Annotated in this window: 17 protein-coding genes; 3 read left to right on the top strand and 14 right to left on the bottom strand. The window is 62.5% G+C overall.

Annotated elements, in window-relative coordinates; genetic code table 11:
• The first annotated feature begins 221 nt into the window (after positions 1–221).
• Both AB5Y91_RS12695 and AB5Y91_RS12690 read left to right on the top strand, forming a co-directional pair.
• Positions 222–1,781: an ABC-F family ATP-binding cassette domain-containing protein gene (locus AB5Y91_RS12695; RefSeq protein WP_368169944.1), complete on the top strand. Its 1,560-nt coding sequence runs from the start codon at positions 222–224 to the stop codon at positions 1,779–1,781.
• Between the two features lie 10 nt (positions 1,782–1,791).
• A complete protein-coding gene (locus AB5Y91_RS12690; protein ID WP_368169943.1) occupies positions 1,792–2,931 on the top strand; it encodes an MFS transporter in 1,140 nt (379 codons plus the stop codon).
• Between the two features lie 70 nt (positions 2,932–3,001).
• Here the strand turns inward: AB5Y91_RS12690 and AB5Y91_RS12685 are convergent, their stop codons facing one another.
• Complete coding sequence (locus tag AB5Y91_RS12685) at positions 3,002–4,366, bottom strand: MDR family MFS transporter (protein WP_368169942.1); 1,365 nt, start codon at positions 4,364–4,366, stop codon at positions 3,002–3,004.
• 171 nt (positions 4,367–4,537) lie between these two features.
• Between AB5Y91_RS12685 and AB5Y91_RS12680 the strand changes: the two genes are divergently transcribed.
• Positions 4,538–5,134, top strand: coding sequence for an HAD family hydrolase (locus AB5Y91_RS12680; RefSeq protein WP_368169941.1), 597 nt, complete (start codon positions 4,538–4,540; stop codon positions 5,132–5,134).
• Positions 5,135–5,226: 92 nt separating this feature from the next.
• Here the strand turns inward: AB5Y91_RS12680 and AB5Y91_RS12675 are convergent, their stop codons facing one another.
• From AB5Y91_RS12675 to aroK, 13 genes are all read right to left on the bottom strand, one after another.
• On the bottom strand, positions 5,227–6,024 hold the full coding sequence (locus tag AB5Y91_RS12675; RefSeq protein WP_368169940.1) for a DUF1338 domain-containing protein: 798 nt from the start codon (positions 6,022–6,024) through the stop codon (positions 5,227–5,229).
• Between the two features lie 199 nt (positions 6,025–6,223).
• On the bottom strand, positions 6,224–7,693 hold the full coding sequence (gene astD, locus AB5Y91_RS12670) for a succinylglutamate-semialdehyde dehydrogenase (protein ID WP_368169939.1): 1,470 nt from the start codon (positions 7,691–7,693) through the stop codon (positions 6,224–6,226).
• 65 nt (positions 7,694–7,758) lie between these two features.
• The gene (gene astA, locus AB5Y91_RS12665) at positions 7,759–8,778 is read right to left on the bottom strand and encodes an arginine N-succinyltransferase (protein ID WP_025326162.1); all 1,020 of its coding nucleotides are present in this window, start codon (positions 8,776–8,778) and stop codon (positions 7,759–7,761) included.
• A gap of 75 nt (positions 8,779–8,853) precedes the next feature.
• Complete coding sequence (locus tag AB5Y91_RS12660) at positions 8,854–10,071, bottom strand: aspartate aminotransferase family protein (RefSeq protein WP_368169938.1); 1,218 nt, start codon at positions 10,069–10,071, stop codon at positions 8,854–8,856.
• Between the two features lie 278 nt (positions 10,072–10,349).
• Positions 10,350–10,931, bottom strand: a complete 582-nt coding sequence (locus AB5Y91_RS12655; protein ID WP_290030106.1) for an aminodeoxychorismate synthase component II — start codon at positions 10,929–10,931, stop codon at positions 10,350–10,352.
• Between the two features lie 353 nt (positions 10,932–11,284).
• Positions 11,285–11,500, bottom strand: a complete 216-nt coding sequence (locus AB5Y91_RS12650) for a hypothetical protein (RefSeq protein WP_106887541.1) — start codon at positions 11,498–11,500, stop codon at positions 11,285–11,287.
• Between the two features lie 123 nt (positions 11,501–11,623).
• Entirely contained in the window at positions 11,624–12,628 is a 1,005-nt protein-coding gene (trpS, locus tag AB5Y91_RS12645; RefSeq protein WP_025326158.1) for a tryptophan--tRNA ligase, read from the bottom strand.
• Positions 12,629–12,645: 17 nt separating this feature from the next.
• The gene (locus AB5Y91_RS12640) at positions 12,646–13,311 is read right to left on the bottom strand and encodes a phosphoglycolate phosphatase (RefSeq protein ID WP_163136293.1); all 666 of its coding nucleotides are present in this window, start codon (positions 13,309–13,311) and stop codon (positions 12,646–12,648) included.
• The gene (gene rpe / locus AB5Y91_RS12635; protein ID WP_368169937.1) at positions 13,301–13,972 is read right to left on the bottom strand and encodes a ribulose-phosphate 3-epimerase; all 672 of its coding nucleotides are present in this window, start codon (positions 13,970–13,972) and stop codon (positions 13,301–13,303) included. Before rpe ends, AB5Y91_RS12640 begins: the two co-directional genes overlap by 11 nt.
• Positions 13,973–14,161: 189 nt before the next feature.
• Positions 14,162–15,034: a Dam family site-specific DNA-(adenine-N6)-methyltransferase gene (locus tag AB5Y91_RS12630; RefSeq protein WP_163147807.1), complete on the bottom strand. Its 873-nt coding sequence runs from the start codon at positions 15,032–15,034 to the stop codon at positions 14,162–14,164.
• A 70-nt stretch (positions 15,035–15,104) separates the two neighbouring features.
• Positions 15,105–16,634: an SPOR domain-containing protein gene (locus AB5Y91_RS12625; protein WP_368169936.1), complete on the bottom strand. Its 1,530-nt coding sequence runs from the start codon at positions 16,632–16,634 to the stop codon at positions 15,105–15,107.
• Positions 16,624–17,706 (bottom strand): 3-dehydroquinate synthase, encoded by a 1,083-nt coding sequence (gene aroB, locus AB5Y91_RS12620; RefSeq protein WP_234677971.1) that lies wholly within the window; start codon positions 17,704–17,706, stop codon positions 16,624–16,626. Before aroB ends, AB5Y91_RS12625 begins: the two co-directional genes overlap by 11 nt.
• A gap of 16 nt (positions 17,707–17,722) precedes the next feature.
• Complete coding sequence (aroK, locus tag AB5Y91_RS12615) at positions 17,723–18,241, bottom strand: shikimate kinase AroK (RefSeq protein ID WP_005329951.1); 519 nt, start codon at positions 18,239–18,241, stop codon at positions 17,723–17,725.
• Between the last annotated feature and the right edge of the window lie 2 nt (positions 18,242–18,243).

The following is an 18,243-nucleotide window of genomic DNA, read 5'->3' as shown; positions in this document are numbered from 1 at the left end:
AGTGTTGCCCGGAGCCACATCTCTTCTGAATCTTCATCAGATAGCGCTGGCGCCCTCCATAGAGGGAGGCGACCCCGCATCTGATGAGAACAGGAGAAAGGCCGGCGAGATGCTTCATCGCCGGCCTTTTTGTTTCTGATCTTCAGGACAAAGTTTCAATATTGCTTGAAACGGGGGCCGGTACGCCAAGTACCGCCCCCGTTTTTTATGGATATAGCACCATGAGTCTGCTCAGCATTCACCATCTGACCTGCCACCTCGGTGACAAGACACTGTACCAGGACGCCAGCTTCACCCTGCTTCCCCGCGAACATATCTGCATCACGGGCAGGAACGGCGTCGGCAAAAGTACCCTGCTCAAGCTGCTCCAGGGGGAGCGCCAGCCTGATGCCGGAGATATCCTCTGGCAGCCCGGTCTTGACCGGGGTTACCTCGACCAGCATGCCGAGCTGGACGGGCAACTGACGATACGGACATATCTGCAAACGGCCTTTGCCCCCCTCTATCGGGCAGAGGCGGAGATGATGGCCATCTATGCCAGCCCGGCGCGCTGTGCCCAGCCCCATCAGCTGGCCCTGGCCGCCAGTCTCCAGACCACCTTGGAGAGCCAGTCGTTTTACCAGATAGAGAGCCGGATCGACGAGGTGGCCGCCGGCCTTGGCCTCACCCAGCTTGGCATGCAGACCCGCCTGGCCAATCTGAGCGGCGGCCAGCGCCACAAGGTGATGCTGGCCGGCTTGCTGCTGCGCTCGCCGGATCTGCTGCTGCTCGATGAGCCGACCAACTACCTGGACAGCGCCCACGTGGCCTGGCTGGCAGACTACCTGGACGGCTTCGCGGGCGCCTTCCTGGTGGTCTCCCACGACAGGGATTTCGTGAACCGCATCGCCACCGGCATCTGTGATATCGATCGCCTGCGGCTTCGCAAATACCAGGGCAACCTCGACAAGGCCATGGCCCAGAAGGCCGCGAATGATGTCGCTCACGCCCGGCAATACCAGGCGCAGCAGAGGCAGATCGACAAGCTGGAGCTGTTCATCGCCAAGAACGGCGCCGGGGTCAACGCCAGCATAGCCAACGGCCGCAAGAAGCAGCTGGCGCGCATCGAGCGCCTGGCCAACCCGGAGCGGGACAAGGGGGTCTCCCTCGCGTTTCGCAGCGCCGGGGGCGGCGGCCAGCAGGTACTCGCCGCCTCTGAACTGGTCATAGGCCATGATAGCGCGCTGCTGGCGCCCCTGACCCTGACCCTGAGCCGGGGGGAGAAGGTGGTGATCGCCGGTTTCAACGGCGTCGGCAAGTCCACCCTGCTCAAGACACTGGCGGGCGAGCTGGCCCCCCTGCGCGGTCGGCTCAGCCTCTCCCCCGGGGTCAAGGCGGGCTACTTCGAACAGGCGCTGCACTGGCCCCATCCGGATGCCACCCCACTGGCCCTGGTGAAGGCCGCCTGCCCAGCCCTCGATGACAAGGGCGCCAGGCTGCATCTGGCCCGGATCGGCATCAGGGGCAAACTGGCACTGCAACCGATCGCCGCCCTGAGTGGCGGGGAGCAGACCAAGGTGAAACTGTGCCGACTGGCCCTGCAACCCAGCAACCTGCTGATCCTGGACGAACCGACCACCCACCTGGATGCCGCCATCAAGGCGGCCCTGCAACAGGCGTTGCAGGACTATGCCGGGACTGTGGTGGTGGTCTGCCACGAGCAGTCCTTCGTGGCCGGCTGGCCGGATCGGGTGCTGGACATTCACTCCCTCGCGGCCACAGGCTCGGTATCACATGTTTAAGGTGAACATCATGTTATTGAAAGTATTGCTTTTTTTTAGTGCATTTCTGGTGGGTGCCGATGAGCTGATGCTGGGCCCCCTGCTGACCCCCATAGGTCGGGAGCTGGGGGTCCAGCCCGAGCGGGTCACGCTGTTTATCACCGCCTACAGCCTGGCGCTGGCGCTGATCGCCCCCCTGCTCGGCAGCATCTCGGATCGCCTCGGCAGGATGAGGATCATGCTGCCCGCCGCCTTGCTGTTCGGGGCCGCCTCCATCGCCACGGGTCTGGTCGATAGCTTCGAGTGGGGGCTGGCAAGCCGGGTGCTCACCGGTCTCGCCAGTGCCGGCATGCTGCCCATCGCCTTTGCCATGGCGGCAGACGGCACGGGCAAAGATGCCATGAAGCGCATTGCCTGGGTGCAGTCCGGCCTGACGCTGGGCATGATAGCGAGCCCGGCCATGGGGGCTCTGCTCGCTCAGTGGCACTCCTGGCGCGCCGCCTTTATTCTGCTCGGCCTCTGTGCCTGGGGGGTGGCGGCGGCCCTGGCCCTGCTGCCCGCCGGCAGGTCTTTGGCAGATACATCGGCGGCGCAGCAGGAGGAGAAGGGCGTCCACCTGCTGGCCATCCCGGGTGCGGCCGGCGCCCTGCTGGCCATGTGCCTGGGCCTGGGGGGCGGCATTGGCCTCTTCAACCTGGTCGGCCAGCACCTGCGCGACACCCAGGGCCTGTCGATGGGCTCTGTGGGGCTCCTCTATGGGGCCCTCGGCATCATCAGCGTCATCGGCAACCTGCTGATGCCTCGCTTGTCTGGCCGGGTCGAGAGCGGGCGCATCCTGATGCGCCTGGCCCTGGTGGTCTGCGTGCCGGCCAGCGTCGGCTTCTATCTCTCTCCCGCCTCACTGCCTGCCCTGCTGCTGCCGCTCGGGCTGTGGGCGCTGGCGGGTGGCATAGGATCCCCCGCCCTGCAGGGCCACATTGCCGGGCTCTCGTCGGCCCACAGGGGCATGCTTATGTCGCTGGCGATGACCATGATGCACCTCGGGGTGGCGCTCTGGTCCGCCGTCGCCGGGTTTGCCTACAGTGCGGGGCCTGTGGCCCTGGCGCTGCTGGCCATGGCGCTCTTTGGCGGGGCTATCGCCGCCCTGCGCCCCGTCCGCCTCCGGATCTGATGGGCAGATCCCCACGCACACACGCAACAAGGGCTCCCTAGGGAGCCCTTTTTTGTGTCAAGGAAGCGCATCAGGCCGGGATGCTGGCCAGCTCGTGGCGCTTCAATGCCAGCAGCGTGATGAGGAAGGCGGCGCTGGCGATCATTGCCATGCCCACATAGGTGGCGCTGAAACCCGGGGCCAGCTCGGCGGGGCTCAGGCTCGCCAGGTTGTGGCTGGTCCCGGCCGGCAGGGCCCCGTGGAACAGCACCGCGCAGATGGCCACCCCGACCGCGCCCCCCAGCTCGCGGCCGAAGTTGAATAGCGACATGCCGATGCCGCGATCTTCCCGCGGCAGGGCGTTTTGCACCACCACAGAGAGGGCCGGCAGCACCAGCCCGAGCCCCAGACCGGCGAAGCCCAGCCCCAGATTGGCAAAGAGATCGAAGTGAATTTGCCACAGGGCCAGCGCCGCCAGGGCGAAGCCCGCCACCACGAAGCGCTTGTAGTGACCGGTGCGACCTATGAGCTTGCCGCCGACGAAGGCCCCCGCCGTGATGCAGACCATGAAGATCACCATGTAGAGGCCGCTCTCGCTGGCCCCCATCCCCTTCTGCCACTGCATCTGCAGCGGCAGGTAGACCAGCACGGCGAACATCAGCAACTGCGAGGCCAGCGCCAGCAGCACACTCACCAGATAACCGGGCAAGCGGGCCAGATGGGCCGGCAGTATGGGATCCTGGGCCCGCCGCTCCACCAGGATGAGCAGCAGCAGGGCAATCGCCAGCCCCGCAGCCAGCCAGATGGCAGGCAGGGCTGTCTCGGGCGAGAGCAGCAGCAAGCTCAGCGTGGTGACGGTAATGAGCAGCCCCGCCCCCTTCCAGTCGAAGCGGCTGTGGCGGCGCACATTGAGGTGGCCCAGGTTGCGGTTCACCAGCCAGAGCGCGAGCGCCCCGAGGGGCAGGTTGATCCAGAAGATCCAGCGCCAGCTCAACTGCTCGGTGAAGTAGCCACCGAGCAGGGGCCCGGCGATGCTGGAGACCGCATAGACAGCCGAGATGTAGCCCTGATACTTGCCCACCTCCCGCGGGGGAATGCAGTCGGCGATGACGGTGAAGGCCAGCGCGATCAGCCCCCCGCCCCCCAGTCCTTGCAGCACGCGGGCCGCCAGCAGGGTGGGCAGGTCCTGGGCCAGGGCGCAGGCCACGGATCCCGCCAGAAACAGGCCTATGCCGATGTTGAGCATCCGCACCCGGCCGAACATGTCGCTCAGCTTGCCGTAGATGGGCAGGGCCGCGGTGGCCGCCAGCAGGTAGGCGGTGACCACCCAGGTCAGGGTGGCGCCGGCGTTCAGCTCGGCGCCTATGATGGGCAAGGGGGTGGTGACTATGCTCTTTTCCAACGAGCCCAGGGCGATCACCAGGGCCACGCTTGAGAAGACGGTTTTTGGGGACATAAAGAGGCTCGCTACTGTGAGATGCCGGCACCCGAGGCGCAGAGCGCATTATTGTCTCATAAATCAGCAGCCCATGGTCAAACCCGCTGCCTGCCCCCACCATGACGGCGGTCGCGGCATGCGGGGAGCGGATCTGGTAGTGTGCTCTTTTAGCCGAGGAGGAAGTACCCCATGTCCGAGCAGTTCCAGTTTGAGCAATACGACGCCCTGATCTTCGATATGGACGGCACCCTGGTGGACTCCATGCCCCTGCACCTGGATGCCTGGGAGATCACCAGCGCCGAATTCGGCCTGCCGTTCGATCGGGTGCGGCTCAATGAGTACGGCGGCATTCCCACCCGCAAGATAGTGGCCATGCTGGCCGAGCAGCACGGGCTGGAGATCGATGTGGAGGCCTTCGCCCGCCGCAAGATAGCCCTCTATCTGGAGCGGATCGACAGCGTCAGCGTCTTCCCCGCCATGTGGGAGCTGGTCAAGCGCTGCCACGGCAAGGTGCCCATGGGCATAGGCACAGGCTCAACCCGGGATCATGCGACGCACATACTGAGAAATACCGGCCTCGATGCCTTCATCCCCGTGCTGGTGAGCGCCGACGATGTGACCAACCACAAGCCTCACCCCGACACCTTCCTCAAAGTGGCCGAGCTGCTCGGCGCCAATCCCGCCAACTGCCTGGTATTCGAAGATACCCAGATCGGCATTCAGGCAGGCAAGGCTGGCGGCATGGCGACTGTGCTCGCCACCGAGGGGACGCTGCAGCGGGTGTGATACTAGGCCAAGGCGCCGGGCCTACTACGCTTCACCCTGCTCCCTTAAAAAACAAAACGCCCCATCTGGGGCGTTTTTAGCAGGCGGGGCAATCACATGGCGTTGGTGGATTCGAAGATCTTGTCCGCCGAGGCCTCGACGAAGCCCGGGTAGAGCACGCCGTCGGCCTGCGGGTAGCGCAGGGCGAATTCGTAGAAGCAGCTCGGAATGGTGCGCACGCCGTCGCTGAAGGGCACCTCGGCCTTGTCGGCCATGGTGGAGGATTGCTCCAGCATCACCTGGGGATCCCCCTTCACCTCGCCGCCGACGGTATTGAGCACAAAGCCCGCCGCCTTGAGCGCGGCATTGACCTGCTCTATGGTCTCAAAATCGGCAAGCCGGTTGATATTGACAGTGAAGTGATTGGCACGATAGCCCCAGGCCGCCATCCAGGCTGCGTACTCACTCTCCGCCAGCAGGGTCTGGTAGTCGCTCCAGGATACCTGCCAGGGGGCGCCAGTGTAGAGGAAGGCCGGGGTGTCGGTCAGGTGATCAGGCACCTGATCCACCAGCTTGTGGATGATGGCCTGGGCGCCTTCCGAGAGCTCTTCCACCTTCAGCTCGCTGATGAACACCTTGGGGGCGTCCGGATCGGCATGCTCGAAGTGCTTGGCATAGAGCTTCTTGGCCTTGAACACATACTCGCCCTTCTCCTCATACCCCAGGGCACGGAAGTGAGCCGCCAGTTTCTCGAGACCGAGCTTGGGCAGGTTGTAGGTCCGAAACGCCACGTGATCGTTGGTGATGGGGGCGCCGCCCCCCAGCAGTTGATGAACCTTGTGGGCACTGGGGGTGACCTGAATGTAGTTGTCCCACAGATGGCCAAACAGGGTCTCGATATCCTTTTGCATCTCTCTTTCCTTTGATTGCGGGTACAGACAAGGGCACCTCTGAGTGCCCCTCTTTATTTTCTTGTTATCAGAAGGTCAGGCCAGGCGACAGCTGATCCGGCATGCTCGCCTTGCTGTCTTCGACCGAGGCGACCGGAGATATGACACAGTAGTCGTCGGCCTTGAGCCATCTCTTCTGCATCGATATCTCCATGAACGATTAAAACGTCAAACCCGGAGACAGCTGATCCGGCATGGCGGCCTTGCTGTCTTCCACCGAGGCGACCGGGTAGGCACAGTAGTCGGCGGCGTAGTAGGCGCTCGCCCTGTGGTTGCCGGAGGCACCTATGCCGCCGAAGGGCGCGGCGCTGGAGGCGCCCGTGATGGGCTTGTTCCAGTTGACTATGCCGGCGCGGATCCGCTTGAAGAAGTGCTGCCAGTCCGCCTCGTTGTCACCGAGCAGGCCGGCCGAGAGGCCGAAGCTGGTGGCATTGCCCTGATCGATGGCGGCATCGAAGTCGTCATAGCGGATGAGCTGCAGCAGCGGGCCGAAGTACTCTTCGTCCGGCAATGCCGCCACGGCAGTCACGTCTATGATGCCGGGGGAGACGAAGCCGGTGCCCGCTTCCAGATGCTTGAGAGCGAGCAGGCTCTCGCCACCCAGCCCTTGCAGGTTCGCCTGTGCGGCCACCATGCCCAGCGCAGCTCGCTCGCTTATCATGGCGCCCATAAAGGGTTGCTCGGCGGCGTCATAGAGGCCGACCTTGATCTGACCGACCACCTCCACCAGGCGCTTCACCAGGGCATCGCCACGCTCGCCACGCTCCACGAACAGGCGGCGCGAGCAGGTGCAGCGCTGGCCGGAGGTGATAAAGGCGGATTGCACTATCGCGTGCACCGCGCCATCGATGTCGCTCACGTCTTTCACGATCAGCGGGTTGTTGCCACCCATCTCGAGGGCCAGGATCTTGCCGGGCTGACCGGCAAACTGCTGGTGCAGGAAGTGGCCGGTGCGCGACGATCCGGTGAAGAAGAGGCCGTCGATGTCCGGATTGCCGGCCAGCGCCTTGCCGGTCTCCACTTCGCCTTGAACCAGGTTGAGCACGCCCTTGGGCAGCCCAGCCTCCTGCCAGATCTTCAGCATGGCCTCGGCCACCATGGGGGTCAGCTCTGAGGGCTTGAATACCACGGCGTTACCCGCGATAAGCGCAGGCACTATGTGACCGTTGGGCAGATGGCCCGGGAAGTTGTAGGGGCCGAACACGGCGACCACGCCGTGGGGCTTGTGGCGCACGAACGCCTTGGCGCCCGGCATGGGGTTCTCGACCATGCCGGTGCGCTCGTCATGGGCGCGGATGGAGATGGCGATCTTACCCTGCATGGCGGCCACTTCGGTGCGGGTCTCCCACAGCGGCTTGCCGGTTTCCCGGGCTATGGTCAGGGCCAGCGCCTCCTTGTGCTCGCCGAGCAGCTCGGCGTAGCGGCGCACTATGGCCAGACGATCCTCGAGGGCCAGATCGGACCAATGGTAGAAGGCCATGCGGGCCGCCTTGACGGCGGCATCCACCTGGGCTGCGCTCGCCGCCTCCCCCTGCCAGATCACTTCGTTCCTGGCCGGGTCCTTTGACTCGAACGGCTTGCCTTCACCGGCCAGCCACTGGCCATCGATAAACTGGACTAAAGACATCATCAATTCACTCCCTGTGGTGCACAGGCCGCCTCGGCAGCCTGCTTCAATGCGGTGATATGGACCCGTTATTCCAGATCGACGACCCGAACCATGTCGCCACTCTCCACCTTGAGGGCGGCCGCCATCTTGGGCGGAATGATGGCTTCGTGCTTGTCCAGATCGACCCGGATGTTGCCGTAGCAGGCGCGGTATTGCTCGAACCTGGCGTTGCAGACGAGGTAGGTGTGACCGCCGATGGGCTCACCCACCAGCACCGCCAGCTTCTGGCTGCGGCGCACGCTGCGGATGTGCTTCACGTCGCACTCGACTGTGGGGCCAGCATCGAAGATGTCGACATAGCCACGGTTCACGAAGCCCTCGTCCTGCAGCATCTTGATGGCCGGGCGGGTCTTCTCGTGGGTCTGGCCGATGACGGCGCGCGCCTCGTTGCTCAGCAGATTGACGTAAATCGGGTACTTGGGCATCAGCTCGGCGATGAAGCGCTTCTTACCGATGCCGGTGAGGTAGTCGACGGTGGGAAAGTCCATCGAGAAGAAATGCTTTTGCAGCCACTCGTAGAAGGGGCTGTGACCGTTCTCATCGGAGACGCCGCGCATCTCGGCGAAGACGGTCTTGTCAAACAGCTCGGGGTGCTCGGCCATGAACAGGAAGCGGTGCTTGGAAAGCAGACGGCCATTGAGCCCCTCGCGGGCACATTCGCGCAGAAACAGGGTGCAGAGCTCGGAGTTGCCTGTGTAGTCGTTGGAGAGCGTGAGCGTCTCGACCACGTTGTAGATGCCGAGCTTGGGGGAAGAGTGCACCACCTTGCCGATGTGGTAGTTGTAAAACGGCTGGGACAGACCGACCGCCGCGTCTATGGCGCAGGTACCGACCATCTCGCCGGTCTCCAGGTCTTCGGCCACGAAGAAGTAGAGGCAATCGCCCTTGCCGGCGGGCTTGTCCAGGAAGGTCTGGGTCGAGGCATCGATCTTGCGTTGCAGCAGTTCATCGTTGACCGGCAACGAAGTCATGCCGGTGCCGGATTCGATGGCACAGGTCTTGAGGCCGGCGAAGTCGCGCTGCTCGATAGGACGGATAACCAACATAAATGACAACTCCCTTTCATTGACGACAGGTGGGGTCCCGGCTCCTGCCGGGAGGGCTCCCCACCTCAACTTGGATCAGGCGTTAACCACCTGAGCGACCGCTTTTTCGAACCGTGCCAACCCTTCCTTGATGTCCGCTTCCGGAATAACCAGCGAGGGTGCGAAGCGCACCACGTTGGTGCCTGCCACCAGTGCCATCAGCCCCTGATCGATGGAGGCCAGCAGGAAGTCGCGGGAGCGCCCCTTGAAGTCATCGTTCAGCACGGCGCCCAGCAGCAGGCCCTGGCCACGCACTTCGCTGAAGCAGTGGTACTTGGCGTTGATGGCGGCGAGACCGTCGCGGAACAGCTGCTCGCGCTGCTTGATACCGCTCAGCACTTGTGGGGTGTTGACCACGTCCAGCACGGCTTCGGCCACGGCGCACGCCAGCGGGTTGCCACCGTAAGTGGAACCGTGAGTACCCACTTTCAGGTGGGAAGCTATCTCGGTGGTGGTCAGCATGGCGCCGATGGGGAAGCCGCCGCCGAGCGCCTTGGCGCTGGTGAGGATGTCCGGCGTGACGCCAAGGCCCATGTAGGCGAACAGCGCGCCGGTACGACCGACCCCGGATTGCACCTCGTCATAGACCAGCAGGGCATTGTGCTTGTCGCACAGCTCACGCACGCCCTTGGCAAACTCGTCGGTGGGGCTGATGATGCCACCCTCACCTTGCAGCGGCTCCATCACCACGGCGCAGGTATTGTCGGAGATGACGGAGGCCAGCTCGGCCAGATCGTTGTAGGTCACGTGAGTGATGTCGGCGGGCTTGGGACCGAAACCATCGGAGTAGGCCGCCTGGCCGCCGACGCTGACGGTGAAGAAGGTACGGCCGTGGAAGCCCTGGTGGAAGGCGATGATCTGGGTCTTGTGGGCACCGAACTTGTCGATGGCGTAACGACGGGCCAGCTTGAGGGCGGCTTCGTTCGCTTCGGCGCCGGAGTTGCAGAAATAGACCTTATCGGCAAAGGTGGCGGCGACCAGCTTCTTGGCCAGGCGCAGGGCCGGCTCGTTGGTCATCACGTTGGAGAGGTGCCACAGCTTCTCGCCCTGGGTTTTCAGGGCTTCGACCAGCTTGGGATGGCAATGGCCCAGACCATTGACCGCGATCCCGCCCGCGAAGTCGACATACTCGCGGCCTTCCTGATCCCAGACACGTGATCCCTCACCGCGTACCGGAATGATCTTGGCCGGCGCATAGTTGGGAACCATCACTTCATCAAACACTTCACGTGTCACTGCCAACAACTCTGACATATTGCTCTCCTGCTATATCGCGGCAGAATAATCCACCACCCAAAAGTTAAATCCGTGTAAACGTGGCGGAATTATCACAGAAAAAAAGTAAAAAGTCTGTAACTTAACCGCCAATGAGGAACAATGTTCGATTGCCTGTGAGATTTTAGGCAACCGCATTGCATAACGGCTCAGGGGGTGTTGGCAAGAGATAATTTGGGCAGGAAGCAGGGTGAATAAAGTGTCAGGGAAAATTTTTTTGGCCTCATTTCGATTATGAGACGAGGATCACGATTTTTTCAGGAAACGGCCAAAAAGTTGGCCAGCAACTGGTGCCCCTGCTCGCTCAAGATGCTTTCCGGGTGGAACTGAACCCCCTCCAGCGCCAGTGTTTTATGCCGCAGCCCCATGATCTCGTCCATGGAGCCATCGGCGTGCTCGCTCCAGGCGGTGATCTCGAAGCAGTCGGGCAGGGTCTCGCGCTCCACGATGAGCGAATGGTAGCGGGTGACCCGCAGCGGATCCTTGAGCCCCTTGAACACCCCCTCCCCCCGATGGCGGATGAGGGTGGTCTTGCCGTGCATCACCTGACGGGCACGGACCACACGGGCACCAAACGCCTGGGCCAGGGACTGATGGCCGAGGCAGACGCCGAGGATGGGGATCTCGCCGGCAAAACGGGAGATGGCAGCCAGCGAGATGCCCGCTTCATTGGGCGTGCAGGGGCCGGGGGAGATCACCAGATGGCGGGGGGCAAGCCTGACTATCTCGTCCAGGCTCAGCTCGTCGTTGCGCCTGACCTGCACCTCCTGACCCAGGGCGCCAAAATATTGCACCAGGTTCCAGGTAAAGGAGTCGTAGTTGTCGATGAGTAGCAGCATGAGAAAGCCCTGGGAATAGAACAGAGACGGTGATCGGACTGCCCATGCCGGCCGTCCACGGACAAACGCCGCGCATTCTGGCATGTCTGCCCCCGTTAATAAACCGCTGAGGGGCTATGCGCAGGTATGGATGGCAGCCTCATTTCTGCAAGACCAACTCTCTGCCAGCTCGATGGCATTGTCCCATGCAACTCATGCCCTTTAGCAGGGAAGCGGACGAGCGCAGGCAGAAGAGGCCGGATAGTCCATGACTGGGCAGGGGAACAGGGGAAAAAGACGGAGCAAGGCGCAAGGGCCGAAAGCGGGGTGTGAAATGGCGGCCCATCGGCAGATGGGCAGAGCCCGGGAGCGCTTCAGCGATCCAGATAACGCCCCTGCTCCAGCTCGCGCTCGCGCTGGCATTCGGCCAGATAGATGGCGGCGGCAATGGCCGGGGTCTTGTGGTGCTTGTCGATGGCATTGGAGACCATCAGCTGCAAGGTGTTGAGGTTCTTGGCCTTGCGGAACTTGCGCAGCCAGTGGCCCTTGTCACTCAGTTCTTCAATCACTGTATTTGATTCGACAGACATGCTTTCTCTTGGGGCAAGCGCCCGCGTTTGACATTGGAAGAGGAGATGACGAACCAGGGGTTGGGTAAAACAAAGAAAGCCAGGCAAATACCCAGCTCTCTACAACTACACCTTCCCAGTATGTCAGGCTCGAGGAACGAAGCCGACGACATCATATACGCTGATCAGGGTTTTTTCAGCCCTTTCCCGCGCCTTTTGTGCGCCAGCCGCCAAAATTGCCTGCAGATGAGTCTCATCCTGACGCAACTCGCGGAAGCGGGCCTGAATGGGCTCCAGCAGGGCGACCACGGCATCGGCCGTCTCGCTCTTGAGGTGGCCGTACATCTTGCCCTCGAAGTGCTGCTCGAGCTCCGGGATGGAGCGACCTGTCACACCGGACATCAGGGTCAGCAGGTTGGAGACCCCCGGCTTGTTCTCGGGATCGAAGCGCACCACGGCCGGCTCGTCCGAGTCGGTCATCGCCCGCTTGATCTTCTTGACGATCTGCTTGGGATCTTCCAGCAGGCCGATGAAGTTCGCCTCGTTGTCGTCGGACTTTGACATCTTCTTGGTGGGATCCTGCAGGCTCATCACCCGGGCACCGTCGGTCGGGATGAAAGGCTCAGGCAGGGTGAAGACCTCACCGTAGAGGTTGTTGAACCGGGTACAGATGTCGCGGGTCAGCTCCAGATGCTGCTTCTGGTCGTTGCCGACCGGCACCTGGTTGGCCTGATAGAGCAGGATGTCCGCCGCCATCAGCACCGGATAGCCGAACAGGCCGACGTTGACGTTGTTCTCGAAACGGGCGGACTTGTCCTTGAACTGGGTCATGCGCGACAGTTCGCCCATCTGGGTATAGCAGTTCAGGATCCAGCCGAGCTCGGCGTGCTGGGGCACGTGGGACTGGATGAAGACGGTGCTCTTGGCCGGATCTATGCCGACCGCCAGATAGAGGGCAGCGGCATCCAGGCAGGCCTTGCGCAGGGCGGCAGGCTCCTGGCGGGTGGTGATGGCATGCAGATCGACGATGCAGTAGAGGCAGTCGAAGTCATCCTGCATGTTGACCCACTGACGCAAGGCGCCCATGTAGTTGCCTATGGTCAGCTGGCCCGAGGGTTGGGCCCCGCTCAATACGATTGGTTTAGCCATGAATGTGTTGATCCTTGTTATTCAGCCAAGAGGGCATCGAGCTCTGCAAACTGCTCGCATACCCAGTCAGGGCGGGAATCTGCGATGGGACGGCCATAGTTGTAGCCGTAGGTGAGCCCCACCACCTTCATGCCGGCAGCCTGGGCGGCCAGCACATCATTTTCGGAGTCTCCCACCATAAGGGTACGGGACGGGCTGACCCCCAGCTCCTGGCAGGCGTGCAGCAACGGATCCGGGCTCGGCTTCTTGACGGGCACGCAGTTGCCCCCCAGCCAGAGCGCGAAGCAGTCGCCGATGCCGAGGGCATCCAGAATGGGCTGCACGAAGTGACTCGGCTTGTTGGTCACCACGGCTTGGCGGTAACCGAGCGCCTGCAGGCGGCGCAGGCTCTGCTCCACCCCGTCATACATGGCCAACCCTTGCAGCAGGCAGGCCTGATAGTGCTGGTCAAACAGGGGGCGGGCCTTGGCAAACAGTTCGGGCGCCTCGCGATAGTCCAGCGCGCGCTGGATCAGCTTGTCGGCGCCGTTGCCGACCCAGGTGCGCACCACGGCCTCGTCGGCCTCGGGCAGCCCCAGATCGGTCAGGGTGCGGTTGACCGCCAGCGCCAGCTGGGAGGCGCTGTCAATCAGGGTGCCATCCAGATCGAACAGCACCAGATCGAAGGGACGTTCAACGGACATGAGCCAGCTCCGCCCGCATCTGATCGATCACCGCCTTGTAATCCGGCTTGCCGAAGATGGCGGAGCCCGCCACGAACATGTCAGCCCCGGCGGCGGCGATCTCGCGGATGTTCTCCACCTTGACGCCACCGTCGATCTCGAGGCGAATGTCACGGCCGCTCTCGTCGATCAGGCGACGCACCTGACGCAGCTTGTCGAGGGTGCCAGGGATGAAGCTCTGACCACCAAAGCCCGGGTTGACCGACATCAGCAGGATCACGTCCAGCTTGTCCATCACGTACTCGAGGCAGGTGAGCGGCGTGGCCGGGTTCAGCACCAGACCGGCCTGGCACCCCTGCTCCTTGATGAGACCCAGGGTACGGTCCACGTGATCGGAGGCTTCCGGGTGGAAGGTGATCAGGTTGGCACCCGCCTTGGCAAAATCGGGGACGATGCGATCCACCGGCTTGACCATCAGGTGCACATCGATGAGCGCCTTGATGCCGTAGTCACGCAGGGCCTGACAGACCATGGGGCCTATGGTCAGGTTGGGGACATAGTGGTTGTCCATCACGTCGAAGTGCACCACGTCGGCCCCGGCGGCCAGCACCTTGGCCACATCCTCGCCCAGGCGGGCAAAGTCGGCGGAGAGGATAGAGGGGGCAATCAGAAAGTCTTTCATCAGCGTCATCCATTGGCAGCGTGGCAGAAAAAGCGGCGCAATTTTATCGCAAATGGGCGATGAAAACGACCCGCACGTACAGGGAATGCGGACCGCAGGTGCAGAAGACGCGGGCCTTGCACTTGCCCGACCAGACAGGTGACTGCCCGGGCAGAAACGACAACGGTCCCCGCAGGGACCGTTCTTGACTCAACCGACAGAGACCAGCTCGGCCTCGCCAGGGTAATGGCCCTGCTCGGGGGCTATGCCAGGCGGGTAGAGCGCCAGCAGCTCGGCCACCTTGTTGCGGCTGCCACCGTTGCGGCTGATGGTGCGCTTGACCAGGATCTCGTCCAGCCGGGCCCCGCGATAGAGTTCCCGGGTCAGCTCGATGTCGTGGTTGCTGATGAGCACGGGCACCCCCTTGTGGGCGGCAGTATGGCGTGCCAGCCTGGCCAGCAGGGCCTGATCATCCAGGGTGAAGCCACCGGCCGAATAGCTGGTGAAGCTCGCCGTGGTGGAGAGCGGCGCATAGGGGGGATCGCAGTAGATCACCCAATCTTCCTCCGCCCTGGCCATGGCATCGGCATAACTCTCGCAGATGAAGGTCGCCTTCTGTGCCTTCTCGGCGAAGGCCCACAGCTCCTTCTCCGGGAAATAGGGCTTCTTGTACGAGCCGAACGGCACGTTGAAGCCGCCCTTCTTGTTGTAGCGGCACAGGCCGTTGAACCCGTGGCGATTCAGAAACAGGAAAAGTTGAGCCCGCTCAAAGCCAGCCTCGGTCTGGTTGAACTGGGTACGCAGCCGATAATAGGCAGTCTTGTGGTTGTATTCGGCCACAAACAGCTTGCGCGCCTCGTGGATGAAGTTGTCCGGCTGTTGCTTGAGATGGTTGTAGAGACCGATCAGATCCGGATTAATGTCGTTGAGCACATAGGCATCGTAATCCGTGTTGAGAAACACTGAGCCCGCTCCGACGAAGGGCTCCAGCAACACACGCCCGGCCGGCAAGCGCTCGGCAATCTCTTCGACCAGGGAGTATTTTCCCCCGGCCCATTTTAAAAACGCGCGTGTTTTTTTCATGGAAGTCCGGTGTTAAGAAGGCAATGCCCAAAAAAGGGGGACGATTCTACCCCCTTCCCCGGGCGACTGGCTATTGCTTCAATTCTTTTTGTATCTGGGCAAACGACTTGGGCCAGGGTTGTCCCTTGAGCAAGGCGGGGGAGAGCTTGCGGATCGCCGCCTTGGCCTGGGTGCTGTTGGCATAGTCGCCCTGCACCACTACGTACCAGGGGCTGCCACGGAAGCGGGTCTTGTAGACCCAGACCTTGCCCGCCAGCCCATGCTCGGCCACGAAGCTGTCGACCGCCTGGGTGTTGCTCGCCCCCATCAGCTGGATGCTGTAGTGGTTCCTCGCCTTCTTGTTGAGGGTCGCCACCGGCGTCAGGGCCACCTTGGGCGCTGGCGCGGCGGCGGGCGCAGTCGCGGCAGGGGGGGGCGTCACCTTGGCAACAGGCGCCGCGCTCTGTGTCTGTGCCGCCGCCCCAGTCGGGGCCGCACGGGAACTCCCGCCGACCAGCTCGTCCACCACAGCCGTTGGCAGGGCACCGCTGACGTTGGGCTGTGTCATCAATTTCTCAACCACTTCGTCTGAGATGACGACCCGGCGCCCCTCATAATTGCTCGACTCGGTGGTGACCGTCTCGCTCTCGACCTTCTTGGGCAAGGTCTTGGCATCGGGTTGCCAATCCCGGGCAACCTGGTTGCTTGAAGAGCTGGCATCGGCGCCACTGCTCGCCTGGGCCCCGCTCGCCGCACCGACATTCAGCGGATCGGTGGCGACGGGGTCGGGCAATGCCATCCCCTGGGACGAGGTCTGGGGTTGCTCCTTGCCTGCCTCCTCGAACAGAGGGAGATAGCTCAGGGCCAGCAAACCTGCGGCCGCCAGGGCCAGCACGGTCGCAATCTTCTTGACGGGCCACTCGGCCTGACGTTTCTTGGGCCTTCTGTCGGTCATGACATCCTCCAATGACTGCATGATGGCGGACGGGTGTCCCCCCGCCCCCTTCAGGATCTCTTCCACTTTCGGCTTGGGCAAGAGGGCCGCCGGGATCTTCAGCTCCTTGGCCTTCTCATACAGGAAGATGCGTTGCTCAGGCGCGCTCAGTGGCGCGACTTCCAGCTCGAGCGCGGGCATGGCCCGCCCCTTGAGGGCACTCTTCTGATCGCGACACCAGACGTCACTGCCCGAGAGCAGGATGGCCAGTTTATGGGGAGAGGCCAGGGTATCGTTGTGGCGACAGAGCGCCCACAGCTCCCCCACCAGTTCGGCGGGCAGGGTGTCGGCGCGCTCGATCATGAGCAGCAGGGTGGAAGGCTTGCCCTCCAGCATGCGGAAGAAGCTGTCGGCCAGTGCATCCTGCGCATTGAACAGGGGGCGCGCCACCACCTGCTGAAGCAGCAACTGGCGCACGTCCGCCATCTTCATGGCCGGGCTGCCGATGAGGCTCACCACCCGAACAGTGTCAGGCAGTTGGGCAAGCAGGGATTCACACAGGGTGCCACGGCCGCTGCCGGGCTTGCCTGAGAGAAAAATATAGGGGTGATTGAACTCAATCAGGTGCAGCAGCCGGTCAACCAGCTGCCGCTGGGAAGGCAATTTCAGCAATTTGTTATTGGTCACGACCAGACTCGATCACCGCCATCAGCTGCGCATCCGTCACATCGGCCACCACCTGGGCCTGCCCAATCCCGACTGGCAACACCAGCCGCAGCTTGCCTTCCAGCACCTTCTTGTCACGGCGCATGTGGCGAATGAAGGCGGCAAAGTCCATCTCGGGCGGCGCCAGCACCGGCAGGTCCGCCGCCAGCAGCAGGTCGCGGACTCGTGCAACCTCTTGCACCGTCATGTCGCCACGGGCCAGGGCCGTTTCGGCCGCCAGCATCATGCCTGCCGCCACCGCTTCCCCATGGAGCCAGTTGCCATAGCCCTTCTCGGCCTCGATGGCATGGCCGAAGGTGTGACCCAGGTTCAGCAGGGCGCGCACGCCATGCTCGGTCTCGTCCTGACCGACCACGTCGGCCTTGATTTCACAGCAACGGCGAATGGCGTAAGAAAGGGCTTCGGCGTCAAGGCGTTGCAGCCGCGCCATGTTGACTTCGAGCCAGGAGAAGAAGGCCGCATCCCAGATGATGCCGTACTTGATCACCTCGGCCATGCCGGCGGCAAATTCCCGCGCAGGCAGGGTCTTGAGGCAGTCGGTGTCGATGATCACATGCTTGGGCTGATAAAAGGCGCCCACCATGTTTTTGCCAAGAGGGTGGTTGACGGCGGTCTTGCCGCCGACGGAGGAGTCAACCTGGGAAAGCAGTGTGGTAGGCACCTGAATGAACGGAATGCCTCGTTGATAGCTTGCCGCAGCAAAGCCGACAACGTCGCCTATCACGCCGCCCCCCAGGGCGATGAGGGTGGTGTCACGACCATGACTGGTTTCCAGCAGAGCAGACATGATCCGCTCGAAGGTAGCCAGGGTCTTGTAGGCCTCGCCATCCGGCAGTATCAGGTGTTCAACCTGAAAACCGGGAAGCAACTGAATGATCTGCTCAAGATACAAGGGGGCGACGACTGTGTTGGTCACTATCATGACCCGCTTGCCCTTGATCGTCTGCGCCAGCACCTCGGGGCGTTGCAACAGACCAGCAGCTATCTCAATCGGGTAGCTGCGCTCACCCAGTTCGACCTTCAACCTTTCCATGGACGTCCTCTATTGATTACATACCAATCAACTTAACGATTTGATTAGCTACAACTTTTGCACTTTGATCATCCGTCTGGATGACAAAGTCTGCGACTTCTTCATACAGGGCGTTGCGCTCGAGGGCCAGACGCTCCAGCACTTCGCGGGGCGGCTCTTCGGTTTGCAACAAGGGGCGACGCTTGTCTCTCTGGGTACGCGCCAGTTGCTTTTCAATGGTGGTTTCGAGGTAGACCACGATGCCGCGCGCAGAGAGTTTGTTGCGGGTTTCACGGCTCTTGATGGCGCCGCCGCCCGTTGCCAGCACGATACCCTGCTGCTCGGCGAGTTCACCGATCACCTTCTCTTCGCGGATCCGGAAACCCTCTTCGCCTTCAACATCGAACACCCAGCCGATATCGGCACCACTGCGGCGCTCAATCTCATGATCTGAGTCGAAAAACTCCATGTGCAGTTGTTCTGCCAGATGTCTACCTATGGTGCTCTTGCCCGCACCCATGGGACCTATCAGGAAAATATTGCGTTTCTCAGCCATGT

The sequence above is a fragment of the Aeromonas sp. R4-3 genome, from assembly GCF_040908275.1.
GTDB lineage: Bacteria > Pseudomonadota > Gammaproteobacteria > Enterobacterales > Aeromonadaceae > Aeromonas > Aeromonas rivipollensis.
This window is presented reverse-complemented; position numbering and strand designations above follow the sequence as displayed.

Excerpts from the sequence above, each read along its gene's own strand:
- AB5Y91_RS12685 (WP_368169942.1), bottom strand. The coding sequence starts at position 4,366 with ATGTCCCCAAAAACCGTCTTCTCAAGCGTGGCCCTGGTGATCGCCCTG.
- AB5Y91_RS12695 (WP_368169944.1), top strand. The coding sequence starts at position 222 with ATGAGTCTGCTCAGCATTCACCATCTGACCTGCCACCTCGGTGACAAG.
- AB5Y91_RS12680 (WP_368169941.1), top strand. The coding sequence starts at position 4,538 with ATGTCCGAGCAGTTCCAGTTTGAGCAATACGACGCCCTGATCTTCGAT.
- AB5Y91_RS12690 (WP_368169943.1), top strand. The coding sequence starts at position 1,792 with ATGTTATTGAAAGTATTGCTTTTTTTTAGTGCATTTCTGGTGGGTGCC.
- AB5Y91_RS12650 (WP_106887541.1), bottom strand. The coding sequence starts at position 11,500 with ATGTCTGTCGAATCAAATACAGTGATTGAAGAACTGAGTGACAAGGGC.
- AB5Y91_RS12675 (WP_368169940.1), bottom strand. The coding sequence starts at position 6,024 with ATGCAAAAGGATATCGAGACCCTGTTTGGCCATCTGTGGGACAACTAC.
- aroK (WP_005329951.1), bottom strand. The coding sequence starts at position 18,241 with ATGGCTGAGAAACGCAATATTTTCCTGATAGGTCCCATGGGTGCGGGC.
- AB5Y91_RS12640 (WP_163136293.1), bottom strand. The coding sequence starts at position 13,311 with ATGTCCGTTGAACGTCCCTTCGATCTGGTGCTGTTCGATCTGGATGGC.
- trpS (WP_025326158.1), bottom strand. The coding sequence starts at position 12,628 with ATGGCTAAACCAATCGTATTGAGCGGGGCCCAACCCTCGGGCCAGCTG.
- astA (WP_025326162.1), bottom strand. The coding sequence starts at position 8,778 with ATGTTGGTTATCCGTCCTATCGAGCAGCGCGACTTCGCCGGCCTCAAG.
- aroB (WP_234677971.1), bottom strand. The coding sequence starts at position 17,706 with ATGGAAAGGTTGAAGGTCGAACTGGGTGAGCGCAGCTACCCGATTGAG.
- AB5Y91_RS12630 (WP_163147807.1), bottom strand. The coding sequence starts at position 15,034 with ATGAAAAAAACACGCGCGTTTTTAAAATGGGCCGGGGGAAAATACTCC.
- AB5Y91_RS12660 (WP_368169938.1), bottom strand. The coding sequence starts at position 10,071 with ATGTCAGAGTTGTTGGCAGTGACACGTGAAGTGTTTGATGAAGTGATG.
- rpe (WP_368169937.1), bottom strand. The coding sequence starts at position 13,972 with ATGAAAGACTTTCTGATTGCCCCCTCTATCCTCTCCGCCGACTTTGCC.
- AB5Y91_RS12655 (WP_290030106.1), bottom strand. The coding sequence starts at position 10,931 with ATGCTGCTACTCATCGACAACTACGACTCCTTTACCTGGAACCTGGTG.
- astD (WP_368169939.1), bottom strand. The coding sequence starts at position 7,693 with ATGATGTCTTTAGTCCAGTTTATCGATGGCCAGTGGCTGGCCGGTGAA.